Source organism: Frankia alni ACN14a, from assembly GCF_000058485.1.
Classification (GTDB): domain Bacteria; phylum Actinomycetota; class Actinomycetes; order Frankiales; family Frankiaceae; genus Frankia; species Frankia alni.
The window spans coordinates 6,052,484-6,075,641 of sequence record NC_008278.1; the positions used below are offsets into that span (position 1 = coordinate 6,052,484).

15 protein-coding genes are annotated in these 23,158 nt (G+C 74.3%); 6 read left to right on the top strand and 9 right to left on the bottom strand.

Going from position 1 to position 23,158, the window contains the following annotated elements:
• The first annotated feature begins 20 nt into the window (after positions 1-20).
• Both FRAAL_RS24420 and FRAAL_RS24425 read left to right on the top strand, forming a co-directional pair.
• Positions 21-803: an aminotransferase class IV family protein gene (locus tag FRAAL_RS24420; RefSeq protein ID WP_041939735.1), complete on the top strand. Its 783-nt coding sequence runs from the start codon at positions 21-23 to the stop codon at positions 801-803.
• Between the two features lie 323 nt (positions 804-1,126).
• Complete coding sequence (locus FRAAL_RS24425) at positions 1,127-3,640, top strand: hypothetical protein (RefSeq protein ID WP_011606691.1); 2,514 nt, start codon at positions 1,127-1,129, stop codon at positions 3,638-3,640.
• Positions 3,641-3,695: 55 nt separating this feature from the next.
• Here the strand turns inward: FRAAL_RS24425 and FRAAL_RS24430 are convergent, their stop codons facing one another.
• The 3 genes from FRAAL_RS24430 to FRAAL_RS24440 form a co-directional block, all read right to left on the bottom strand.
• Positions 3,696-4,967, bottom strand: a complete 1,272-nt coding sequence (locus FRAAL_RS24430) for an effector-associated domain EAD1-containing protein (protein WP_041940963.1) — start codon at positions 4,965-4,967, stop codon at positions 3,696-3,698.
• Positions 4,968-5,192: 225 nt separating this feature from the next.
• Positions 5,193-6,182 (bottom strand): malate dehydrogenase, encoded by a 990-nt coding sequence (locus FRAAL_RS24435; protein ID WP_011606693.1) that lies wholly within the window; start codon positions 6,180-6,182, stop codon positions 5,193-5,195.
• 291 nt (positions 6,183-6,473) lie between these two features.
• Positions 6,474-7,790 carry an ABC transporter substrate-binding protein gene (locus FRAAL_RS24440; protein ID WP_041939736.1) on the bottom strand — a complete coding sequence of 439 codons (1,317 nt, stop codon included), beginning with the start codon at positions 7,788-7,790 and terminating at the stop codon, positions 6,474-6,476.
• Between the two features lie 134 nt (positions 7,791-7,924).
• Between FRAAL_RS24440 and FRAAL_RS24445 the strand changes: the two genes are divergently transcribed.
• A complete protein-coding gene (locus tag FRAAL_RS24445) occupies positions 7,925-8,224 on the top strand; it encodes an Rdx family protein (RefSeq protein WP_041939737.1) in 300 nt (99 codons plus the stop codon).
• 132 nt (positions 8,225-8,356) lie between these two features.
• Here the strand turns inward: FRAAL_RS24445 and FRAAL_RS24450 are convergent, their stop codons facing one another.
• The 4 genes from FRAAL_RS24450 to FRAAL_RS24465 all read right to left on the bottom strand — a co-directional run bounded on the left by FRAAL_RS24450 (position 8,357) and on the right by FRAAL_RS24465 (position 10,650).
• On the bottom strand, positions 8,357-8,782 hold the full coding sequence (locus FRAAL_RS24450) for a heme-binding protein (RefSeq protein WP_041939738.1): 426 nt from the start codon (positions 8,780-8,782) through the stop codon (positions 8,357-8,359).
• 218 nt (positions 8,783-9,000) lie between these two features.
• Entirely contained in the window at positions 9,001-9,375 is a 375-nt protein-coding gene (locus tag FRAAL_RS24455) for a hypothetical protein (RefSeq protein ID WP_041939739.1), read from the bottom strand.
• Positions 9,376-9,429: 54 nt separating this feature from the next.
• Entirely contained in the window at positions 9,430-10,401 is a 972-nt protein-coding gene (locus FRAAL_RS24460) for a hypothetical protein (RefSeq protein WP_011606697.1), read from the bottom strand.
• 12 nt (positions 10,402-10,413) lie between these two features.
• Positions 10,414-10,650 (bottom strand): DUF397 domain-containing protein, encoded by a 237-nt coding sequence (locus tag FRAAL_RS24465; RefSeq protein WP_009742485.1) that lies wholly within the window; start codon positions 10,648-10,650, stop codon positions 10,414-10,416.
• 1,301 nt (positions 10,651-11,951) lie between these two features.
• On the opposite strand from FRAAL_RS24465, the gene FRAAL_RS24470 reads away from it, so the two are divergent.
• Positions 11,952-12,818 carry a Sco1979 family transcriptional regulator gene (locus FRAAL_RS24470; protein WP_041940965.1) on the top strand — a complete coding sequence of 289 codons (867 nt, stop codon included), beginning with the start codon at positions 11,952-11,954 and terminating at the stop codon, positions 12,816-12,818.
• Positions 12,819-12,894: 76 nt separating this feature from the next.
• On the opposite strand, the gene FRAAL_RS24475 is transcribed toward FRAAL_RS24470, so the two are convergent.
• Positions 12,895-15,645, bottom strand: coding sequence for an ATP-binding protein (locus FRAAL_RS24475; RefSeq protein ID WP_011606700.1), 2,751 nt, complete (start codon positions 15,643-15,645; stop codon positions 12,895-12,897).
• 269 nt (positions 15,646-15,914) lie between these two features.
• Between FRAAL_RS24475 and hrpA the strand changes: the two genes are divergently transcribed.
• Together hrpA and FRAAL_RS33605 are read left to right on the top strand one after the other, a co-directional pair.
• Positions 15,915-20,516: an ATP-dependent RNA helicase HrpA gene (gene hrpA, locus FRAAL_RS35270; protein WP_372667090.1), complete on the top strand. Its 4,602-nt coding sequence runs from the start codon at positions 15,915-15,917 to the stop codon at positions 20,514-20,516.
• A gap of 75 nt (positions 20,517-20,591) precedes the next feature.
• Complete coding sequence (locus FRAAL_RS33605; protein ID WP_162137491.1) at positions 20,592-20,729, top strand: hypothetical protein; 138 nt, start codon at positions 20,592-20,594, stop codon at positions 20,727-20,729.
• A gap of 594 nt (positions 20,730-21,323) precedes the next feature.
• Here FRAAL_RS33605 and FRAAL_RS35645 read toward each other — a convergent pair.
• Positions 21,324-23,003 (bottom strand): CE1 family esterase, encoded by a 1,680-nt coding sequence (locus FRAAL_RS35645; protein ID WP_257720601.1) that lies wholly within the window; start codon positions 23,001-23,003, stop codon positions 21,324-21,326.
• Positions 23,004-23,158: the final 155 nt, after the last annotated feature.

Here is a 23,158-nt window from a genome sequence, read left to right on the forward strand (position 1 = left end):
CCCGCGCCGGGGTGGCTATCGTGATCGGAGTGGCCGGCCCGGCGTTGCTGCGCATCGAGATCGACGGCTGTCCCGTGTCCCTCGACGATCCGACCCCACTGGCCCTGCTTCCCCACGGTCATTTCACGGTCATGCAGGTCCGTGACGGCCGGACCCGCGGTCTCGACCTGCACCTGCGACGTCTCGATGCGGCGAACCGCGAGCTCTACGCCGAGCCGCTCGACGGCGAGCTGGTGCGCGCCCGGATCCGGGCGGCCCTGGCCGCCTCGACCCGCGACGCCACCGTGCGGGTCGTCGTCACCGGCGCCCCGGACCCCGGCCCGACGCGGCTCATCGTCGCGGTGGGGGCACCCGCCGAGCCGCCCGCGCCCCCGCAGCGACTCATGTCGGTGCCGTACACGCGGCCGTTCCCGCACCTCAAACACCTGGGCACGTTCGGTCAGCTCCAGTACGGCCGGCTCGCGCGCCGGCACGGCTTCGACGATGCGCTGCTCACCGGGCCGGGCGGCGTCATCACCGAGGGCGCGACGACCAACATCGGCTTCCTCGCCGGGGACACGGTCGTCTGGCCGGACGCGCCGGCCCTGCACGGCGTGACGATGGCCCTGCTGGAGCGCTCCCCGGACAACGCGCGGGCGCCGGTGCGGCTGGTCGACCTCGACCGCTTCGAGGCGGCGTTCGTCACGAACTCCCGCGGGATCGCCGCCGTGGCCGCCGTCGACGACCACCACTTCGCCGGCTCGACACCGCGCATCGCCGAACTCGCCCGCCGGTACGAGGCCGTTCCCGCCGACCTCGTCTGAGAGGTCGGCGCCCGCGACTCGGCACCCGCGGAGCCGGGGTGTCGCGCGCCGATCGCGCGCGCCGGCCCGCAGCCTCCGGTGGCCACGGAAAGGTCGAAGCCAAATCATCTTTCTATCTGGACGTGCTTGTTTCATCGCTGCATCGACGACCATTTCCGCGAGATACATTCGATGCCACAACCGGGCCGTCACGGAACCACCACGAGCCATTTCCCGGCGGCGGAATGCTAGGTACTGTCATGGCTCCGCCGAGATTTTCCGGCGGGTCCGAACAGTCCGAACCGGATACGGTTCCGTGTCGTCCGTGAAGGAACACCGCGCCGATGCCGCTTTCCTCAGCAAGGCTCCTCATAGCGCTCCTGCTGCACGAGCAACATCGCGTCGAACCCGCCGGGGTGCCCGTGCGGTATCCCTTCCCGCCGCCGACAGAGCGCCACCTCCTGCGCGCCGCGACCGCCGTTGCCGCCGGCCGCTCCAAGGGCGCCCTGCGTGAGCTGCGCCAGAGCGAGCACGACCCCGCCGACCCCGACCACGTGGCGGTGCACGAGGCGCTCTACCTCGCGGCGCTCGCCCTCGACCGGAACTGGTCCCCGGACGACGCGGGCCTCCTACGGCCCTCGCCGGCCACGACCGGCCGGTCCGCAGCCCCACCCCGCGTGCGCGACCCGGCACCCGCCGGCTCCCGCGCCGACGGCCCGCTGACGGCCTGGACGGCGCAGGCGATCATCCGGCAGCGCCACGACCTGCTCGCCCCGACGACCGCGGTCATCTGCGTGCTCGCCGCCGAAGTGATCCCCGCGATCCGGATGGCCCGCGCCCGCCTGCTCGCCGCGTCGTTCCCGTCCGCGTCGTTCCCACCAGCGTCGGTCCCACCAGCATCGTTCCCACCAGCATCGTTCCCACCAGCGTCGGTCCCACCAGCGTCGATCGCCGGCACCGAGGCAGCCGCCGAGACCCGACCCCCCCTCCCGGCCGGCTCCCCGGCCGCGCCCGGCGACGTCCACCCGGGCGGGCCCGCGGTCGTCCCCGTTCCCGGCATGACCCGACCGACCCCCGGCACGCCCACCGCCCGCAGGCTCGGCTCCAGCCACGCGCCCCACGCCAACCACTCCCCCCACGCCAACCACGCGCCCACCACCGGGGCGAGGCAACGGTCCGCGGCCGCCGGGGAGGGGCGCGCACACGCGGTCGCCACAAGACACGGTGCCGCCGGTACCCCCTCCACCGGCGGCACCGGCGGGGACACCGCCCCCTGGCTCAACACCCTGCCCATGGTCCTCGGCTGGACGGGTGCGGCGGGGCTCGTGCGGCACACCGCCTCCACCCATGGTCTGCACCGGACGGGGCCCCGAGCTCGCTCCCGTGCCGGCGGCTTCCTTCCCGCCATGTTGGGCTGGGGCTCCACGATCGGCCGATCGGTCGCGGGACACCCGCCGTCCCCACGCGGGAACGCAGCGCGCGCTGCGCGCGACGACGACGACACCCGAACGCGCCTCGGGGCCCCCGGCGAGTCCACGGCCACCCGTGCCACGAGGATCACCTCACCCGCGGAGGCACCCCGGGGCACAGCGGAGGCTCCCCACGAGCCGCTCGCGCCCGACCACCCGCTGCCACCCGACCGGCCGCCGGACGGCCCGATCTCGCCGGCCGCCGCGGCCGGTCGCAACGCCGCCGTCGCCCAGGACTTGGAGATCCCCAGAAGCACGAACCCCGTGGCCATCGCGGTCGGGCCGGACTCCCCGCTCACCACGAACACCGCGGCACTCCCAGCCACGGGCCGAGCCCCGGCGCGAAGCAACCCGACCGATCCGATCATCCCCACCGGCACCATCACCCCCACCGTCATCGCCACCCCCGCCGCTATCGCCACCCACGCCGACACGGCCACCCACGCCGACACCGCCAGCCACGCCGACACCGCCAGCCAACCCGGCACGGACACCACACCCGGCACGGACACCGCACTCGACCCGACCGGCTCTGCTGCCACCGCCCTCGCCGCGACCAGTTCCCCTACGCCGACGACTCGGCCCTCCCCGACGCCAGCGCCCTCCCCGACCTCCACGACGTCCACGCCCGCCGCTGTGGTCGCGCTGGCACGCCCGGCGACGACCGTGGCGGCGGCACCCGACGCATGCGTCGAAAGCGCGGCGCTGGCGGCGGTGGACGCGCTCACGATGGCCGACGCGTTCGTCGCCCGGCTGGCCGAGCTACCCGTGCAGCAGGCCAGCGCGTACGCCCGGATCCTGCGCGCGGACCTGCTGTTCCGGTTGGGCCGGGCGGCCGAGGCCGGCGTCGCGCTGGACGCGGTGGAGACGGCGGGCGGGGTCGACGACGCGACGCTCGCGCACGCGGCCCTGGTGCGAGGCGACTGGGCCGGATTCCCGGACGGCGGGGCGCAGACCCTCGGCCGCGGACCGGACGGCGCGCCGATCCCCTCGACCCGCCCGGCCTACCTGGGCCGGGCCGAGGAGCTGTGGCGCCGGTCGCTGGCCGCCTACGGCCGCATCAACTCCGACGCCGGGCGGGCCGCCGGGTTGCTCCGGCTCGCCGAGGCGCCGACTGCGACGGGCCGCCCCATCCTGCGTCGCGCCCGCATCGACGAGGCCGCGCGCCGGGCGCGGGCCGCCGGCAACGATGCCCTCACCTGGGCCGCGCGGGTGCACAGCCTGATCGAGCGGGCCCGGACCGGCGAGGCGTCCGCGACGGAGCTACGGATCATGATGACGGCGCTGGCGGAATGGAGCCGTTTCGACGGGAGCACCAGCTATGGCCGTGGGCTGAGCAAGCTCCTCGCGGTGGCGACCGGCGGCACGGTGACCGTGAGCACCGCATGACCAGGCCGCCGCGGCGCGATCCGGGTGGTGGGCGGGCCGGCCGGTCGGCCCGGGGTCAGCTGCGCCGGCCGGGAAACGGCGGCGGCGAGCCCGAACGCTTCCGGCGTCCTCGGAGCACACCGATCCGGCCGCGCGCCGTGTCCTCACCCGGCAGGCCCGGTGCCCCGGCGGCCGGCGATGCCGCAGCCGCGGTGGTCCCGACCCCCTCGGCCGCAACAGGCGAGGTTTCGCCCTCCGAGATGCCACGCGGCTCGGCCGGGCGTGGCATGTCGGCACGCGGCTCGGCCGGGCGTGGGAGGTCGCCACGGGGATCGCTCGCGGGCAGGGTGACGGCGCCCGGCAGGCTCGCACCCGCGCCGACGGGTACGTCCGGGGACCGTGCGGCGACGGGGTCGTCGCCGAGGGGCGGATTCGCGGGATGACCGGGCAGGGTCACCCAGGCGGTGCCGGTGTACTTGTCACCGACGGACACGTCGATCTCGCGGAACTTCGTCGGGTCGAGATCGCGCAGCGACTCGGCGGCGGTCTCGCGGTAGTACTCCGGGGTCAGCGCGAGGACCAGGTCGGCGTCCGGGTAGCGCTCCAGCAGGGCGCGTACCTGGGGGGCGTCGATCAGCCGGGCGGCAACCACGACGGCGTCGCCCGGGGCACCGGTTCCATCGATGATCACATCGCCGTGGTGCAGCGACATCCGCAGCCGCAGCCGACTGTCGGGTTCCCGGCCGTTGTTGTAGGCGCGCTGGGCGATCTGCAGCTCGCGGACGAAGTCGCTGGCGAGGCTCACCTTGGCGACGGAACCGTGCACGGCGCCGAGGTAGCCGTCGCCGCGGTCCTGCAGCAGCCGGATCGACTCCGTGGGCAGCCGCAGCCCCGCGACGGCCGTCGCCACGATCTCCCGCAGCGCCGCCCGCCACTCGACCTGGCCGAGCATGCCGCGCCCGCTGTACCGGCGGGCATCGAGGAGGAACACGCTGACGGGCTCCGGCAGGCGCGACGCCGATCGTCCCTGCCCCCGCGTCACCGGAAGGATGTCCGGTGACGCAGTGGCGCCGAGCAGAGAAGGCGCCCCACCCTGACCGGCCGCGAAAACCGGGCTGGCCGGGAACTCCTGCGCCGCGGCGGCCAGCAGGCGTGCCCGGCCGTCGACGAGCAGACCGTTCTCGAGCAACCCCGAGATCTCCGACCAGTAGTCGTACGGCGAGCCGGACAGCTCCGGCACCCGGGCACGGGACAGACCGGCCCGCTCCAGGAGCAGTCTCGCCTTGTAGTGCGTGCCAAACCCACTGGCCAGCGCCCTGATCTCGCCCTCGCTCAGCCGCTGCGTCACGAGTCCCCCGAACCGGTTCCACGATGTGGCGGGCGCCGACGGGCCTCGGCCGGCCGGCGCGATATCCGCGATCATTGTAGTCCCGGGACCGCCGACCTCGGCCGGATGCGTCTCATCCGTGACAGGTCCGGCGCGAATCCTCGTCGGCGGCGCGCGGACGGTGCAGTGCCGTCCGCGCGCGCCGCGGTTGGTGCGCTGTGTCTGAAGGGGCTTCGCCGGGAGGGCTCAGATCAGGCCGAGCGCGCGGACGGCCTCGCGCTCCTCGGCGAGTTCCCGCACCGAGGCGTCGATCTTCTCCCGGGAGAAGGCGTCGAGCTCCAGGCCCTGCACGATCTCGAACTTCCCGCCGGCGGCGGTGACCGGGAACGAGGAGATGAGTCCCTCGGGCACGCCGTAGGAACCGTCGGACGGGATCGCCGCGGAGGTCCAGTCCCCCTCGGGGGTGCCGTTGACCCAGGTGTAGACGTGGTCGATCGCGGCCGAGGCGGCCGAGGCGGCCGACGACGCGCCGCGGACCTCGATGATCTCGGCGCCGCGCTTGGCCACCCGCGGGATGAACTCCTCGGCGATCCACTTCTGGTCGCCGACGGCCTCGGCGCCGCTGCGGCCCCCGACCTGGGCGTGGAAGATGTCCGGGTACTGGGTGGCCGAGTGGTTGCCCCAGATGGTGATCTTGCGGATCTCGGCGCTGGGAACGCCGAGCTTCTTCGCCAGCTGCGCGATCGCGCGGTTGTGGTCGAGGCGGGTCATGGCGGTGAACCGCTCGGCGGGCACGTCCGGCGCGTGCGTCTGCGCGATGAGCGCGTTCGTGTTCGCCGGGTTGCCGACGACCAGGACCCTGATGTCCTCCGCCGCGCCGCTGTTGATCGCCTCGCCCTGCGGCTTGAAGATGCCGCCGTTGGCGGACAGCAGGTCGCCGCGCTCCATGCCCTTGGTCCGCGGGCGGGCGCCGACGAGCAGGGCGACGTTGGTGCCCTCGAACGCCCGCTTGGCGTCGTCGAACACGTCCACCCCGGCCAGCAGCGGGAACGCGCTGTCCTCGAGCTCGAGGGCGGTGCCCTCGGCCGCCCGGACGGCCTGCGGGATCTCCAGCAGCCGCAGCCTCACCGGCGTGTCCGCGCCCAGCAACTGGCCCGACGCGATGCGGAACAGCAGCGCGTAGCCGATCTGACCGGCGGCGCCGGTGACGGTGACGTTGACGGGCGTTGAACTCACTGGCATCTCCTGGTACAGGTCATCCGGAAGCTCGGGCGGCGGACCGGGACGACCGGCAGCGATCGTGGACCGGCCCACGAAATGCGATGTCTTTCCTTCGCCCCAGCGATGCTAGTCCGACCGCCTGCAACACGGGCAGCTTGGCGAGGCGGAGCCGCTCACACCCCCCGGGCAGGCGTCGGCCCGGACGGCGGGCGCGCCGGCACCAGGCCCCGGACGTGCGCGGACGGCCCGCGAGGGGTGGGTGCGCCGAGGCTCGTGCCGCCGACGACTCCCCGGCGGTGCCGGCCCCTACTGGCCGATCTCCTCGCCGCAGCGGGGCGCCGGCGGCACGAGCTCGAAATGCTGCGCGTCCGCGGCGACCTGGAGAAAGGTATAGCAGCGGTTGATCTGCCCGAAATGCGAGGAAAAATCGATCGGCGCGGGCAGCAGACCGTCGGCGTCGTAGCCCTTCAGCCCGCGCAGCCCCCGGATGAACGACTCCCGGCTCGGGCACGGCCCGGCCGCGGCGAGGCCCCGCAGGAACATGTCGGCCGAGATCCAGCCGGACAGGGCGGCCTGCTGGGCCGGCGGTGACACCTGCGGGGCGTACGTGACCATCCCGGCGAGGAAGCGCTGGTGCGCGGGCGTGCCCGCCTCGAACGGCTGGTAGTCGACGAACGTGTAGAGGCCGGCGAGCACCGGGCCGAAGACCTTCAACAGCCGCTGGTCGTAGCTGACGGGCGACAGGATCACGCGCAGGTTCGCGCGGGCGGCGCGGGCGCCGACGACCACCTGGCCGAAGGCGGCGCCGGTGACCGCGCCGACCAGGACGTCCGCGCCGCTGGCCCGGACCTTCTCCCCGATGCCGGGGATGTCGATCGGGCCGGTCGCGTCGACGCGGCCGACCACCCGGACGCCTGCCGCCCGCAGGCTCACCGCCAGCTTGTCCGCCATCGTCATCGACGTCGCCGAGAACGCCGACTGCGCGATGACCGCGGTGCGCCCGCCGCGCTCGGCCACGAACGCGCCCCAGGTGGTGACGGACGGCCCGTCAGAGATCATGTTGGAGTAGCTGAACATGTTGTCGTTCTGCGTCCAGGCCGCCTCCAGTGAGGTGCCCGTCACCGGCACCCGGGCGCCGTGCAGGTAGGCCGCGGAGCCGCTGGCCACCGAGGTCGACTCGATGATGCCGAAGACCCGGTCGGTCTGGACCAGCGCGCGGGCACCGGCCTCGTTGCCCGCGGGGTTCGAGGCGTCGTCGCGCCAGGTGTAGTGGACCTGGCGACCGCCGACGCCGCCGGCCGCGTCGGCGACCCCGAGGCGCGCGTCGACGCCGGCGCGGAACGGAGCGAACAGCGACGCCGCGTTGCCGGTGTCGGGGTAGAGCAGCCCGAGGCGAACCGCGTCCGGGGTGACGCCCGGCTCCGCGCAGCCCGGGGCCGTCGGCTTCTCGTCGCTGGACACCCGGCAACCGACCGCGACCAGCGCGACCACGACACCCAGCAGGCCGGCGAGGATGCGGCGCTGCGTCCGCGCTCGACGCCGCGACCCACCCCGCGGTCGGCGCCGGCCCGCGGCCGGGACCGTGACGCTGCTCACTCCACCAACCTTGGCCCAGGACGCCATGTTCCGGTGCCATTCCGTTGATTTTGTGAGATTCGCCGGAGCGGGATGGGGCGGGTTTGGGCTCCCGTCGGCGCCACCGGCCCGCTGGCCCACGCCGCGCCGGGCGGGAAGGATGAGGCGGGGAGGATGGGGCGATGGCCGCGGCGAAACCAACCTTGAAGATCGAGTACTGCACCCGCTGCCGGTGGCTGCCGCGGGCGGCCTGGCTCGCCCAGGAGCTGCTGACCACCTTCGAGGGGGACCTGGCCGAGGTCTGCCTGGTGCCGGGGACGGGCGGGGTGTTCGTCGTCCGGCTGGGCGACCGGGTGCTCTGGGACCGGCGGGAGCAGGGCTTTCCCGAGCCCTCCGCCGTCAAGCGGCTCGTGCGGGACGAGGTTGCGCCCGGGCGGCCACTCGGCCATGTGGAGGCCTCGGCACTCGATCCGGACGCCTGACCGCGGGGAGACCAGAACGCGCGAGAGCAGAACGCGCGAGAGCAGAACGCGCGAGAACAGGACCGCGGGAGAGCAGAACGCGGGCGGGCAGGACGCGGGCGGGCAGGACGCGGGAGATCGGGACGCGGGAGATCAGAACGCGGCGGCGGCGGCTCGGGCGATGGCCTCGTCCAGCGGTGCGGGGCCGCCGCTGACCCCGACGGCGCCGACGATCATCCCGTCCCGCCGCAGGGGCAGCGCGCCGGTCAGGCCCGAGCCGGGCTCGACCGGCGGGCGTTCCCACCCGCCGTACTCCTCGTCCCCCGCCCCGGCCCCGGCGGCGGCGCCCTCGCCCCCGGTGTGGTTCACCAGGCGGGCCGGTGCGGCCGACGCCCGCGCCGCGCACGCCCGGTCGACCGAGATGTCCGCGGTCTGCAGGCGGGCGTTGTCCATCCGGACATGGGCCACCAGAATGCCGGCGTAGTCGACGACGGCGATGTTAACCGGTTGACCGAGGTGAATCGCATATCTTTCCCCGGCGGCGATGATCCGGCGGGCATCCTCGAGCGATACGGTCATCCGCGACTCTCCCCATAAAGCGGCGTTCCGGTGCGCCTGACCATAGGCCCAGATCGGCCGTCGGGTGGTGGAAGGCGCGCCGCAGAACAACCGTCGCTCACGGCGGTTCCCCACGCGAGCGGCGGAACACAGAAGGACACAGGTTGCCCGCGGCCGGCGCGGTGGTGCCGCGGCCGGGGCGCGGAACACGGGGAAACAGTGAGGTAGCGCCGGGCGGGTCACCCGGCGGCGCCGTCCGCGCGGCCCCCGGCGGGACGCGGGGGCCCGGGCTCCCCGTCGGCCCCGGCCCGCCGCCGGGGTCGCCCGCCCGGGCCAGACGGGTGGCCCGGGTGGACCACCACCGCCGCGCGCAGGCCCGCCCGTCCGGGTCCGGCGCGCAGCCGTCCCGGCCGGCGCGCCGCCGCCGCGTCGTCTGGACCGCGGTGGGTGGCGTCGCCGGCCGGGACAAGGAGCGTCGCCGCGCCCAGGTGGGCGACGCCGCCTGCACCGAGGTGGGCGACGTCGCCTGCGCCGAGGTGGGTGGAGAAGCCGCGCCCGGGTGGGTAGCGCGGGCGGCGGCGGTCCACGTCGCCGCCGCCCGCGCGGGACACCACGACCGACCGCGCCGTTGCGGAGCGGCCGTGGTGAGTCCGGTGGCGGCGGCCCGGTCAGGCCGCCGCGGCCAGCGGGAGCACGACCCGGGGGAACCGGTGGATCAGCCGGGTCGTGAGCTGACCGCCGTCGAGCATGTCGAGCAGCGCGCCCGCCCGGCGATGGTCCAGCCGGCCCGACCGGTGCAGGCCCCGCAGCCGCAGCAGACCCGGCAGGTGCGCCTCGATGGCCCGCTGGTCCGGTCGGGGGGCACCGTCGAGCCAGGCGTCGAACTGCCCGCCGGTCATGATCTCCCACACGATCGTGTCGGCCACCGCGCCGGTGCCGTCGGTGATCGTCACCAGGTGGGGCACCCGGACCAGGTCGCTGAAGCCCGCCAGGTCCGGTCGCAGCCCGGCGGTCACCACGTTGTTGCCGAGCCGGGGATCGAGCCCGGGCGCCGGGCGGCGCAGCACGTTGCGCAGATGGGAGGCGAAGGCGAGGGCCAGCGCGCTGCGCCCGGGCGGGCTGGCGTGGGCGTGCAGCACGATCGCGTCGACGCCGGGCGAACGCACCTGCTCGGCGGCGGCCCGGACCAACCACGCCGGCTCGACCAGAACGAATCCCACCTGAGCCCGCCGGCGCTCGGCGATGGCGTCGCCACCGTCCTCCACAGAGCCGGGCACTCCGAGGGTCTCGTGGGTCCACTGGCAGGTGATGAGCCCATCGGCACCCGGCAGTGAGAGCAGGGGAAGGTCTCCCGAGCTGAAGATCCGTTCCGTGGCGGGCGGGGGCATGCTGTCTCCGGTCCGGTTGGCCGGAAGCGCCGCGAAGGCGATCGCCGGCCGCAGGGGCGGGTCGATGCGGATAGGGACAGAACGGGCCTCGTTGCGCCGCATGTCCGTCCGATCCAGCAGGTTGGGGGCCGAGACGACGTCGCGTTGGGACGTCTGGGCCAGCCACGCGTGCTGCGGGCTGCGGGCTAGTGGAGCCCGCACGGCCGTGGCGCACGCCTGCCGGGAAGGGACGACCGGAGTCAGCAGGACCATGATCGCGGACGCCTACTGCAGCAGGTTGTCGAAATCGCCGTCCTTGGCGCCCAGTATCAGCGCCTCTATCTCGGCTCGGGTGTAGACGAGGGCGGGGCCGTTCGGATGCCGGGAGTTGCGGACGGCCACCTCGTCGCCCGGCAGCTTCGCCATCTCGACGCAGTTGCCCTGCGAGTTGCTCCGCCGGCTCTTCTGCCAGGTCACGCGCTCCAGCGCCGCCGCAGACATGCCACTGTAGATCTTGGTCACGCGATCTCCCGAAGCCCCGAGTAGCCGTGCCACGACGGCCCTCACCCACGCAGCTCGCCTGTCGCACCGCCGCACTGCGATGGACCCCTCGCCGACCACGCCGGACGGGAGCAGCCCCGCAACCCCCGCCGATGTGCCCGCGTGTGCGCCTGCACGAACTTCGGCTCACGATACAGCACGGTCAGGTGCACGTGCATCAAGCGGGTCGCATGTGCGCGCCACGGCCTCACGTGCGACCGGTCATGCGGCCGCCGCGGTCGCGGCTGCCCGGCGGGGGCGCTCGCGGGCGGCCGCATCCCCCGGTGGCGCTAGCACTCCTGGTCGGGAGTTCACCGAGATGACCCGAAGGAGGTAGCGAATCGTCCGAATAAACCCGCAAAGTGGTGAATCACGCAGCCGACCAGCGGCTCCGGTAACGGCCCGCCAAGGGACCTGGCCGCAGAAGGGAGCGTGACTTGCGGAAATGGCGTGCAAGCGCGGCGGGTCCGCCGGACTCCGGCGCCAAGGGAGGCCGATCGGGGGCACGCTCGCTGGTGTAAAAGTTCATAGCCCCGACACGTCGGGCATCAGGCCCCGTCCGACGACAACCAGACCCGGAGGCCTCCGAACTCACGAGAGACAACGCAATGGGAACCCATCGCCGGACCACCAGGGAGGTGGTCGCACCACACGGCGTCTTGCCGGCCACATCCCGGATCCACCGTCCCGGTGTCAGAACATCTCCGGCCGCCGCGGCGGCGCACGGCGCGGCGACCGCCACCGGTGGGCGGCACGGGGAGCACGACCGGGCCGTCGACCCGGTCGCATGCGCCCGAGTGGGGAGTCGGGCGCCCTGCCCGGTCCCGCGGTCGGGTGGAATCAGACGACGAGCAACCGCGGACATCCCCGCCCCACGGCCGGGGCGGCGACCGACGGTCCGCAACTCCCGGGCGGGAGGCTGGACCAGCGCACCGGACGGACGTGGGGACCATGGGACAAGCAGTCGGACGGGGGCACGAGAGAGTGGGAGCAGGCGAGTGCGAGCGGGAGGAAGTGGGAGCGACCTCATGGGGCAGCGTCGGAACGGATCGGAAGGCCCACCTCACGGGGAGCTACCACCGATCTCTGGCCACACCTTCGGGGGCACCTGCACCGGCACGCCAGCGGACACCGACCACCGGCACTCTCTGTGAGCGTGTATACAAATAACCCTCACTGCGCTAAACAAGCAGCTGTCGCCCGACAAGAGAACCAGCCGCATAACCGGATCCAGAAGATCAGATGTCATACTCTTGCGTTGACCGATGGCGAGGGGGCCGACCGTGACGACAGCTCAGCCGGGAAGTGGGCCGACCGTGCGTCGGATCCTGCTCGGCTCACAGCTCCGTCGACTTCGCGAGGAGAAGGGCATCAGTCGGGAGACCGCTGGATACCACATCCGCGCCTCCGAGTCGAAGATCAGCCGGATGGAGCTGGGCCGAGTCAGCTTCAAAGAACGAGATGTCGCCGACCTGCTGACCTTCTATCAGGTCACGGACGAAGCTGAGCGTGCTCCTTTGCTGGCGCTCGTGCGCGAGGCGAACACCGCCGGCTGGTGGCAGAACTTCAACGACGTTCTCCCCACCTGGTTCCAGCCGTACGTGGGCCTTGAGGAGTCCGCCCAACTGATCCGCACCTACGAGCTGCAGTTCATTCCGGGGCTGCTCCAGACCGAAGACTATGCGCGAGCCATCATCACTCAAGGTAGTGGCGGAGCGCCGGTCGAGGTGATCGAGCGGCGGGTGAGCGTCCGGATCAACCGGCAGAAGTTGCTTTACCGCAAGAGCCCCCCGCGACTGTGGGTGGTCATTGACGAGGCAGCGCTGCGCCGGCCCATCGGCGGCCCCAAGGTGATGCGGGCGCAGATCGAGCACCTGATCAACATCGCGCCGTTGCAGAACCTCACCCTGCAGGTGATGCCCTTCGCCTTCGGCGGCCACGCGGCCGAGGGCGGCGCGTTCACGATCCTGCGCTTCCCGGAGATGGACCTGCCCGACGTCGTCTACCTGGAGCAGCTCACCGGCTCCACCTATCTGGACAAGCGCGAGGACGTCGACCGGTACATGGAGGTCTACAACCGGCTCAGCGTCGACAGCACGACCCCGGCGTCCACCCCGGACGTCCTGCGGCGCATCGTCAACGAGTACTGAGTCGGCGCCGGGCCCGGCCCCGCGCCACCTGGCCCACCTGCCCCACCTGCCCGGTGCCGGCCGCCCGCGCCGCCGCTCAGCGGCCCTGGGGCCCGACGACGGTGCCGGTGCCGCCGTCGAGACCGGTGCCGCTGTCGGCGTCGGCGCACGCGGACGGCGGCCAGGTGAGCTCCAGGCTCAGCCACTGATCGTCCAGATCGACGCCGATGCCCACCGTCGGAGCACCCGGCGCCGGCCCGGCGGCATCGTCACCGGCACCGTTCGGCCAGGGCCAAGGTGGCGGCGGCACCCGATCCGACCAGGGCAGGGCGACGAAGACACTGCCCCCGGCGGGCGACCACAGCACCGTGACGATCGCCCGCCCACCCGCGGCCGCGGCGAGCAGCGCACCGACCCGGTCGGCCAGCGCCGCGCGCACCGGCGCCGGGGCCGAGCGCAGATCGCCGGAGAGCTGGATCTCGACGCTGATCCCCGCGTTCTCGGCGTCGGCGAGCACCGGGTCCAGATCCGCCAGCGCGGATGACGGCCCGCCGCCGGTCAGCATCCGCCGGATCGCCGCGGCCCGCACCGCGCAGCGGCTGCGCACGGCCGCAGCCCGCGGGTCGAGCCGGCCGTCGGCGATCCCGGCCAGCAGCGGCAGCGCGTCCGCCTCCACGGAAGCCAGCCACTGGGCGCGCTCGCGGCGGATCATCAGCGACGCGTCGATGCGCGCGGCGACCTCGGCCTCGGCCGCCAGGGTGTGCGCCGTGGCGTCGGCGGTGGCACGCAGCAGCGGGCCGAGCATGGCGGTGACGATCTGTACGCCGCACACCCCGTAGACGTTCGAGCTCAACCGGGCGAGCACCAGCGGGTTGTCCGGATCCCGCAGGAGAACCAGACCGACCAGCAGCAGGATCGCCGCCACCAGCGCGACGATCCACTCCCGACGAGGCCGGGAGGCGGTGATGAACGCCAGCAGCAGCGGCAGGACCAACAGGGGCCAGTTGGCGATCCGCACGATGTCCGGCCCACGGGTGTTCGCCGCCCCGACGACCGCGGCCGCCAGGGTCATCGTCAGCAGCACGAGTGATTCGGCGCGGCCCAGCGGCCGGTCCCGAACCCGCCGCGCGGTCTCGGCGATCACCAGCGCGAGGACCACCCACAGCAGCGCGGCGACCGGGCGCTGCCGTACCCAGCCGAGCGTCGCGGCCAACGGCGCCAGCATGACGACGAGCCAGAGCCCGGCGACCTGGCCGACGGCGCGCCGCTGCCCGGCGGCGTAGGCGTCGCCGAGGTCGGTGGCGATCGCGGTGACCCCCCGCCGGTCGGCGGCGACCCCGCCGCCACGACCCCGCGCCGGCCTCGCGGCCGCCTGGGGTTCCGCGGAACCCGCAGGACCGTCGGGGCCGGCGGCGCCACCGGTGGCGAGGTCAGGCGTCGTGCTCGGCGTGCGCCACTGGAGCCGCACGGTGGTGCCGCGACCCGGCGCCGAGACGATGTCGACCGTCCCGGCGACGTCGTCGAGCCGACCGACGATCGAGCGACGCAGGCCGAGCCGGGCCGGGTCGACGCGGGCCGGGTCGAAACCGCGGCCGGCGTCGGACACCTGCACGGTGACGACACCCGCGCCCCCGTCGAGGCGGACCCGCGCCCGCCGGGTGCCCGCATGGCGCTCCACGTTCGCCAACGCCTCACCGACCGCGCCCGCGAACGCGGCACCGACGACGGCGGGCGGCTCGATGCCCGTCGCCCCACGGGCGGCACCGCGCAGGTGGCTCGCGCCGGGCAGGCGGTGGCCGCCGGGCAGGCGGTTGTCGCCGGGCAGGCGGTTGTCGAAGGTGACCCGCAGCCGCGGACCGTTGGCGTTGCGGACGACCTCGGCCAGGCGTTCGCCGATGGCCGGCTCGTCGCCCTCGTCCGGGTCGAGCAGGCCCTGCACGGCTGCGAGACTCTGCGCGCAGCGCCGACGGGCCAGCGCCACGTCTCGCCCGCCGCCCCAGGCGATCCCGGTCAGCGTGTTGAGGACCGTGTCATGAATGATCCGCTCGCGCTCCCGGCGATCCCGGGCGACCGCGTGGACTGCGGTCTCGCCGCGGTGGCGGGCCACGACGTTCGCCCAGCGCCGGTCGGCGGTGCGGGCGATCTGACGCAGCCGGCCGATCGCGAGACCCAGCAGCCCTGGCACCAGCACCAGGATCGTCGACTCGACGATGACCTGCGGATTGTGCCCCCAGCCCCCCGCCAGAGTGCCCGCGCCGAGCAGGAAGACACTCGGCGCGGCCAACGTGGGCGGGAAGGCCCAGACCGCGACGACCGCCGCGTTGATCGCGGTCAGGAACACGAAGTTGCCGCTGTCCCCCACGGACTGCGGCGGCAGCCAGTGCCCGGCCGTCAGCGCCAGCGCCAGCGCGACCGCGACGCTCGTGCCGGCGAGCGGGCGCCCCACCCCGCGGCGCAGACCCACCACGCAGAACACGACGCCCCAGGCGACGCTGAGCAGCACGACCGCCATCGCCGCCGGCTGGCCGGCGTACCAGTGCCAGACGAGCAGGTAGGCCAGGGTCAGCAGGACGGCGACGGCGCGCAGCGCGACGAGCACCGCGGCCATGACCCGCTCCAGCGCCCGGTAGGCACTGCCCGTCTCGACCGACGCGCGGCCCAGCTCCAGCGCGGCGGCGCCGAAGGCGGTGTCGGCAATCCCGTCCCCGGCCGCCGGCCCGCCGGGCGCCACCGCACCCCTGCCGGGGCGACCGGTACCCTCGGGTTCGCGTTCCTCCACCGTCCCGACGGTGGAGCCGGTGCCACGCAGCACCACTGTGGCTCCGTCATCGTCTGGCGGTTCCGTCATGGTTTGGCATCACTTCCGACCCGAAGCCCGTTCCGCCCGGGCGAGCTCGTCGCAGGCTACAGGCCGGGTGCCCCCTTCCGCCGGCAAAGGACGCCTCCCGCTGCCGGCTTCGTGAAGGGGACGTCCGAGCAGGTCGGGGGCACGAGATCGGGGAGCCGGTCGCCGGCGGTCGCTCGTGGGCCGGCGGCTGCGTGCCCGCGGTGCCCTAGGCTTGACCGCGTGTGGAAGGACCGCCAGTGAATCCTCCGCCGTCCGCGGACCCCACCCGCGTGGACCGGGAGCCGGCCGACCAGGACGGGACGCCGCGGGTCGGTGAGCTCTCCGCCCGGCTGGCGGAGCTGGGACCCGGCGACGCCCACCGGCTCGGTCGGCGTCTCGCCGACACCCGGCGCACCCGTGAGCCCGCCGCCCGCCAGCGCGCTCTGCGCGCCATCGCCGCAGACACCGATCGGGCGGCCGCGCGGGTCGCCCGCCGGCGGGCGAACGTGCCTGCGCTCAGCTACCCCGAGATCCTGCCGGTGACGCAGCGCAAGGACGAGATTCTCGCCGCGATCCGCGACCATCAGGTCGTGATCATCGCCGGGGAGACCGGCTCCGGCAAGACCACCCAGCTACCGAAGATCTGCCTGGAACTCGGTCGTGGGGTCCGCGGGATGATCGGCCACACCCAGCCGCGGCGGATCGCCGCGCGCACCGTCGCCGACCGCATCGCCGAGGAGTTGGGCACCCCCTCGCCGCAGGCCGGCGGGGTCGTCGGCTACCAGACCCGGTTCACCGACCAGGTGCACGACGACACCCTCGTCAAACTCATGACCGACGGCATCCTGCTGGCCGAGATCTCCTCGGACCGGTCGCTGCGCCGCTACGACACGCTGATCATCGACGAGGCCCACGAGCGCAGCCTCAACATCGACTTCATCCTCGGCTACCTGCGCTCACTGCTCCCCCGCCGGCCCGATCTCAAGGTGGTCATCACCTCCGCGACGATCGAGACGGCCCGGTTCTCCGCGCACTTCGGCGACGCGCCCGTCATCGAGGTCTCCGGACGCACCTACCCGGTCGAGGTGCGCTACCGCCCGCTGGTGCCAGGCGCCCGCGACACCGACCCGAACGGCCCGAACGACCCGAACGCGGCCGAACCGGATGCGCGGCCTGCCGAGGAGCCGGCCGGCGGCCGCGGGACCGGCCGGGGCCGCGCCAGCAGCGGCGGCAGCGGCAGCGGCGGCAGCGGCAGCGGCGGCAGCGGCCCGGGCGGGCGCCGCGGGCAGCCGGCCGAGCCCGAACGGGATCAGACCCAGGCGATCAGCGACGCGGTCGACGAGCTGTGCGCCGAGGGCCCCGGCGACATCCTGGTGTTCCTCAGCGGGGAACGCGAGATTCGGGACACCGCCGAGGCGCTTGCCCGCGAGCAGCGGCCGAACACGGAGATCGTGCCGCTCTACGCCCGGCTGTCCGCCGGCGAGCAACATCGGGTCTTCCAGCCGCACACCGGACGGCGGGTGGTGCTGGCGACCAACGTCGCGGAGACCTCGCTGACGGTCCCCGGCATCCGGTACGTCATCGATCCCGGCACCGCGCGCATCTCCCGTTACAGCCATCGGACGAAGGTGCAGCGCCTGCCGATCGAGCCGGTCTCGCAGGCGTCGGCGAACCAGCGCAAGGGCCGGTGCGGGCGGACCGCGGACGGCATCTGCATCCGGCTCTACAGCGAGGAGGACTTCGCCGGCCGGCCCGAGTTCACCGACCCGGAGATCCTGCGGACGAACCTGGCCTCGGTGATCCTGCGGATGGCCGATCTCGGGCTGGGCGACATGGCCACCTTCGGCTTCCTCGACCCGCCCGACCCGCGCCAGATCAGCGACGGAGAGCTGCTGCTCACCGAGCTGGGAGCGTTCGACGCGGGCGGCACCGGACCAGGCAGGCCCGTCGCGGACGCGCCCGCCCCGGACGGGACCGGAGCGAGCGGGACGGACGCGGGCGCGCCTGTCCAGGGCGGTACCGGAACGAGCGGGGCCGGCGCGAGCGCTGCCAGGGCGGGCGGTACCGGTACGGGCCGGCGGATCACCCCAATCGGGCGGCGCCTCGCGCAGATCCCCGTGGATCCCCGGCTGGCCCGCATGGTTCTCGCCGGCGACGAGCAGGGCTGCCTGCGGGAGGTGCTGGTCATCGCGGCGGCGCTGGCCATCCAGGATCCGCGGGACCGTCCGGTCGAACACCAGCAGGCCGCCGACGAGCGGCACGCCCGGTTCGCGGACCCGACCTCGGACTTCCTCGCCTACCTGAACCTGTGGAACTACCTGCGTGACGCCCGCGGCGAGCTGTCCGCCAACCAGTTCCGGCGGATGTGCCGGACCGAGTTCCTCAACTACCTGCGCATCCGCGAGTGGCAGGACGTCCACGGCCAGCTCGCCGCCGTGGCCCGTGGCCTGGGCCTGAACGCCGACGCCCGCGCCGGCGACCGCGCCTTCCGTGACAACCGTGACGGCAGGGACGGCAGGGACGGCACAGCCGGCAGCCGCGGTGCCGGCGGCAGGAACGGCAAGGGCGGCGGAGCTGGCAGGGACGGAGCAGGTGGCGGAGCTGGCGCAGGTGGCGGAGCTGGCGGAGCTGGCGCAGGTGGCGGAGCTGGCGCAGGTGGCGGAGCTGGCGCAGGTGGCGGAGCTGGCGCAGGTGGCGGAGCTGGCGCAGGTGGCGGAGCTGGCGCGGGAGGCGCGGACGGCGCAGGTGGCGCGGCGGATCCGCGGGCGGTGCACCGGGCACTGCTCACGGGCCTGTTGTCGCACATCGGCCGGTACGACCCGGAACGCCGCGAGTACGCCGGGGCCCGCGGCAGCCGGTTCATGCTGTGGCCGGGCTCGGCCATGGCCCGCGGCCGGGGCCGGGCCGACCGCGCCGCCGCAGCGGACGCCGCCATCGACGCAACCGGCCCGGACGCGCCGCGGCAGCGCCCGTCCGGGCCGCCGGCCTGGGTGATGGCCGCCGAGCTCGTCGAGACGTCGCGGCTGTGGGGCCGCACCGCGGCGCGGATCGACCCGGACTGGATCGAGCCGCTGGCCGGACATCTCGTGCACCGCAGCTACAGCGAGCCGCGCTGGTCCCGCCGGCAGGGGGCGGTGCTCGCCGACGAGCGGGTGACGCTGTACGGGGTGCCGATCGTCGCCGGTCGCCCGGTGCAGTACAGCCGGATCGACCCGGCGCTGTGCCGGGAGCTGTTCATCCGCCACGCCCTGGTCGAGGGCGACTGGCAGACCCGGCACGAGTTCTTCCAGCACAACCAGCGGCTGCTCGCCGACGCCGAGGAGCTGGAGCACCGGGCGCGCCGGCGCGACATCGTCGTCGACGACGAGGTGCTGTTCGGCTTCTACGCCGAGCGGATCCCGGCCGACGTCGTCTCCGTCCGGCACTTCGACGCCTGGTGGCGCAAGGCCCGGCGCGGCTCCCCCGACCTGCTCGACTTTCCCCGTTCGCTGCTCGTCTCGGCGGGCGCGGGCGACGTACGCGAGACCGACTACCCCGACGTCTGGCGGCTGGGCGAGCTGGCCCTGCCGCTGAGCTACCAGTTCGAGCCGGGGGCGGCGGCCGACGGGGTCACCGTGCACATTCCGTTGCCCGTGCTCAACCAGGTGAGCGCCGAGGGCTTCGAGTGGCAGGTCCCGGGCCTGCGCGAGGAGCTGGTGACCGCGCTGATCCGCGGGCTGCCGAAGGTGGTCAGGCGCAGCTTCGTGCCGGCGCCGAACTACGCGCGCGCGGTGCTCACACACCTCACCCCGGGGCAGGCCCCGCTGCTGGTCGCGGTCGAGCACGAGCTGCGCCGGATGGGCGGTCCGGAGATCCCGCGGGATTCCTGGTCGCTGGCCGCCGTCCCGGACCATCTGCGGATCACCTTCCGGGTCGAGGATGCTCGCGGGGCGGTGCTCGCCGAGGGCAAGGACCTCGACGCGATCAAGCAGCGGCTGCGGCCGCGGACCCGGGAGGCCGTCGCCGCCGCCGCGGACGGCGTCGAACGGACCGGGCTGCGGTCCTGGGACGGCGTCGGCAGCCTGCCCAGGGTCGTCGAGCTGCGCCGCGGCGGCCACGTCGTCAAGGCCTTCCCGGCGCTGGTCGACGAGGGCAGCACCGTCGCAGTCCGGGCCACCGACACCGAGACCGAGCAGCGCCAGGCGATGTGGGCCGGCACCCGCCGGCTCGTGCTGCTCGGCGTCGCCTCCCCGATCCGCGGCCTCAACGGGCGGCTGTCCAACGCGGCGAAGCTGGCCCTGAGCCACAACCCGCACCGCGACGCCGCCGACCTGCTCGACGACTGCGTGCGGGCCGCCGCCGACCGCCTCATCACCGCCGCGGGCGGCCCGGCCTGGGACGAGGCGGGCTTCACCGCGCTGCTCGCCGCGGTGCGCGCCGGCCTGCCCGAGGCGTCGTTCGCGGTCGTCCGCGAAGTCCAGCAGGTCCTCGCGCTCAGCCACACGGTCGACCTGGCGCTGCGGGACCTGCGCGCCCCGGCGTTGGCCGCCTCGGTCGCCGACGCCCGCGGGCAGCTCGACGCGTTGATCTACCGCGGTTTCGTCACCGACACCGGCGCGGACCGGCTCGCCGACCTCGCCCGCTACCTCACCGCGCTGGAACGGCGGCTGGAACGGCTGCCCCGCGACCCCGGCCGGGACCGGATCAACACGGCGACGGTCGGACGGGCGCGGGAGGCCTACCGGGAGCTGCTGGCGACGGTGCCGGCGGGTCGCGAGCCGGGCGAGGAGATCCGCCGCATCCGCTGGATGCTCGAGGAGCTGCGGGTGAGCCTGTTCGCCCAGAACCTGCGCACCCCGTACCCCGTCTCCGAGGAACGCGTCTACCGCGCCATCGACACCCTTCTCGGCTGACGCCTTCGACCCCGGGCCTACCGCGGGGGTAACTTCACGCTTGCTCTGCGTGGTGGGATGATGTCCACTCTGCGGATGTCGGCTCTGCGGATGTCGGCTCTGCGGATGTCGGCGGCGATGCGCCGGTTCGCCCCGGCGCTCGGCCTGCCTGCGCGCGCCGAACCGTCCGCCGTCCTCGCGCGCGCCTCGACCGGACCGACCTTCGCTGAATGATCATCCTGGACGGCGCCCCCGGCCTCGACGCGCTGCCGGCATGGCTGCTCCCGGCCGAGGCCGGGCGGGTGCTGCTGACCTCCCGCGACCCCAGCTGGGAGCCATGCGACCGGACCCTGCCGGTCGGCTCCCTGAGCCGACCGGAGGCGATCACCCTCAGCTCGGACTCCGGCCAGATTGAGGCCAGATCATGCCGAGGCTTCGGCACGGTTTTTCGGCCGAAAACCGTGCCTAACCCTCGGCACGATTCTGTACACGGTCGATCGCAGAGAGGCACTAAGTGGGTGGCACGGCCAGTGGCCGCAGAGGGCGGTGAGCCGACCCCGCGGCCCAGATCGGGGCGACCCGGATCGGGGCGACCCGGATCGGGGCGGCCCAGATCGGGACGGTCGGGACCGGGACGGTCGGGACCGGGACGGTCGGGACCGGGACGGTCAGATCGCGCCGCCCGGATCGCGCCGCCCGGACCCTGCGGGACTCGGTCATCCGGTTCCGCGGAACCGGGTCCAGCCGCGAGGTGACACCCGGGAACATGGCGCGGGTCTAACGCCCTTGGTCCTGGCGGTCGGCCGGGAGTACCGGGCCCGGACCGGGTCAGGGCCCGGCAACGGGAGCGGCCGGTGACGCCGCGGCGACGCTGGCGCCCAGGGCGGAGCCGATGTCCAGGGCTGAGTTGGCACCCAAACCGGAGTCGGAGCTCCGGGCGCCGGAGGCGTCCGGGACGACCAGCGTGTCCGGGATGGCCGAAGCGTTCGGGAAGACCGAGGCGTCCGGGATGACCGGGGTGTCGAGGGAGGCGGGGGCGGAGAAGTCCCACAGGGCGCCGATGGCCCACCACGGCCAGGCATGGCCGCCGTCCCACAGGATGTGCTGCAGCTCGGAGCCGGGCGCGAAGCGGCTGGCCTCCGCCTCGCCGTCGGGGAGGTTCATCTTCAGGTAGTCCGACCAGCCGCCGCGCCAGGGCACGGTCCTGTCCGCGGTGCCATGGATGTGCAGCATCCGGACGGGGACGGTCGGGCAGGACACCAGCGCCTGCCCGCCGACCATGCCGACCGCGGCGACGAGGTCGGGGGCCTCGCAGGCGACCCGGGCGGCGAGCATCGCGCCGTTGGAGAAACCCCACACGTACACCCGGCTGCGATCCACCGGGGTGTGGCGGGCGGCGTCGTCGACGATCTGGCGCAGGTAGCCGACGTCGTCGGTGGTGGCCTGGCCGCAGCAGCCGCCGGCGTTCCACGCCTCATGGACACCGACCCCGTAGGCGACGGCGAAGCCATGGGCGTCGGCGAACGGATCCGCCCCCGACATCTCCCGCACGTTCTCGGGGCTGTTGAGCAGGCCGTGCAGGAGGATCACCAGCGGGCGGGCGGTGCCGCGGAATGTGGGCGAGAGCCGGACGTCGGTGTGCAGTTGGTAGGTCCGCCCGGAGGCCAGGCGGTGCACGGCGTCCGCGGCCGCTGCCGCCGGGCCGGTTCCGGCCGGGGAGGGCGCGGCGGACGCGGAAGGCCCGGCGGAGATCTCCGCGCCCAGGGCCGCGGCCAGGCCCCCGGCCGCGGGCGAACCGGCGGCAGCGGGCGCGCTCGTGCCGCCATGCGCGCTCGTGCCGCCATGCGCGCTCGTGCCGCCGGGCGAGCCCGCGCCGGCAGGTGAGCTGCCGCGAGCGGGCGGTCTGCCACCGGACGGCGAAAGGCCACCCGAAGGTGAAAGGCCACCGGACGGCGAAAGGCCACCCGAAGGTGAAAGGCCACCGGACGGCGAAAGGCTGCCCGAAGGTGAAAGGCCGCCAGCGGGCGACAGGCGGCCGGCGTGCGAGACGGCGGCCGATCGGGGGTCGGCGGGGGGCGGGCTGGCCGGTGGGAGCGGGGCGACGCCCGGCAGCCGGGGACCGGCGACGGAGGCGACGGCCGGTAGCCGGGGCGTGTCCGCGGTGGCCGCACCGGCCGCGGCGGCTGCGGTGGGAGCGGCGACTGCGGTGGGGGCAGCGGGTGCGGCGGGTGCGGCGGGTGCGGCGGGTGCGGCGGGTGCGGCGGGTGCGGCGGGTGCGGCGGCTATCGAGGACGGGCCGGTGAGGTGGGCAGTGCCGGCCGAGGACCCTGCGGCGGCCGCCGGGGCCGAGGCGACCGACGCGGCGGTGGCCGACGCGGATGACGACGGCGACAACGCCGCGAGGATGAGGGTGGCCAGGCCGACGGCGACCACGCCGACGATCCCGACTCCGCGCCGCAGCCGTCCCCGCCGGGACAGCCCGACCCGCGCCCAACGCAGCACGGACACCGTCCTCTCAACTCCTCGTCTCCGCCCGGTCAGAGCGGTCATGCTAACCCGCTTCCCGTCAAGAACTCCTATACCGGGCTAGCACAGCACAGCAGAGGGCAGTTCGTCCGAATCCGGACGGCTTGCGCACCCGCCCGGGTGCGCCCGACCGTGCC

What these genes read in the sequence shown, in the direction of transcription:
- FRAAL_RS24425 (WP_011606691.1), top strand. Translation starts at nt 1,127, where the DNA reads ATGCCGCTTTCCTCAGCAAGGCTCCTCATAGCGCTCCTGCTGCACGAG.
- FRAAL_RS24440 (WP_041939736.1), bottom strand. Translation starts at nt 7,790, where the DNA reads ATGGCGTCCTGGGCCAAGGTTGGTGGAGTGAGCAGCGTCACGGTCCCG.
- FRAAL_RS24445 (WP_041939737.1), top strand. Translation starts at nt 7,925, where the DNA reads ATGGCCGCGGCGAAACCAACCTTGAAGATCGAGTACTGCACCCGCTGC.
- FRAAL_RS24450 (WP_041939738.1), bottom strand. Translation starts at nt 8,782, where the DNA reads ATGACCGTATCGCTCGAGGATGCCCGCCGGATCATCGCCGCCGGGGAA.
- FRAAL_RS24460 (WP_011606697.1), bottom strand. Translation starts at nt 10,401, where the DNA reads ATGGTCCTGCTGACTCCGGTCGTCCCTTCCCGGCAGGCGTGCGCCACG.
- FRAAL_RS24475 (WP_011606700.1), bottom strand. Translation starts at nt 15,645, where the DNA reads ATGACGGAACCGCCAGACGATGACGGAGCCACAGTGGTGCTGCGTGGC.
- FRAAL_RS33605 (WP_162137491.1), top strand. Translation starts at nt 20,592, where the DNA reads ATGTCGGCTCTGCGGATGTCGGCTCTGCGGATGTCGGCGGCGATGCGC.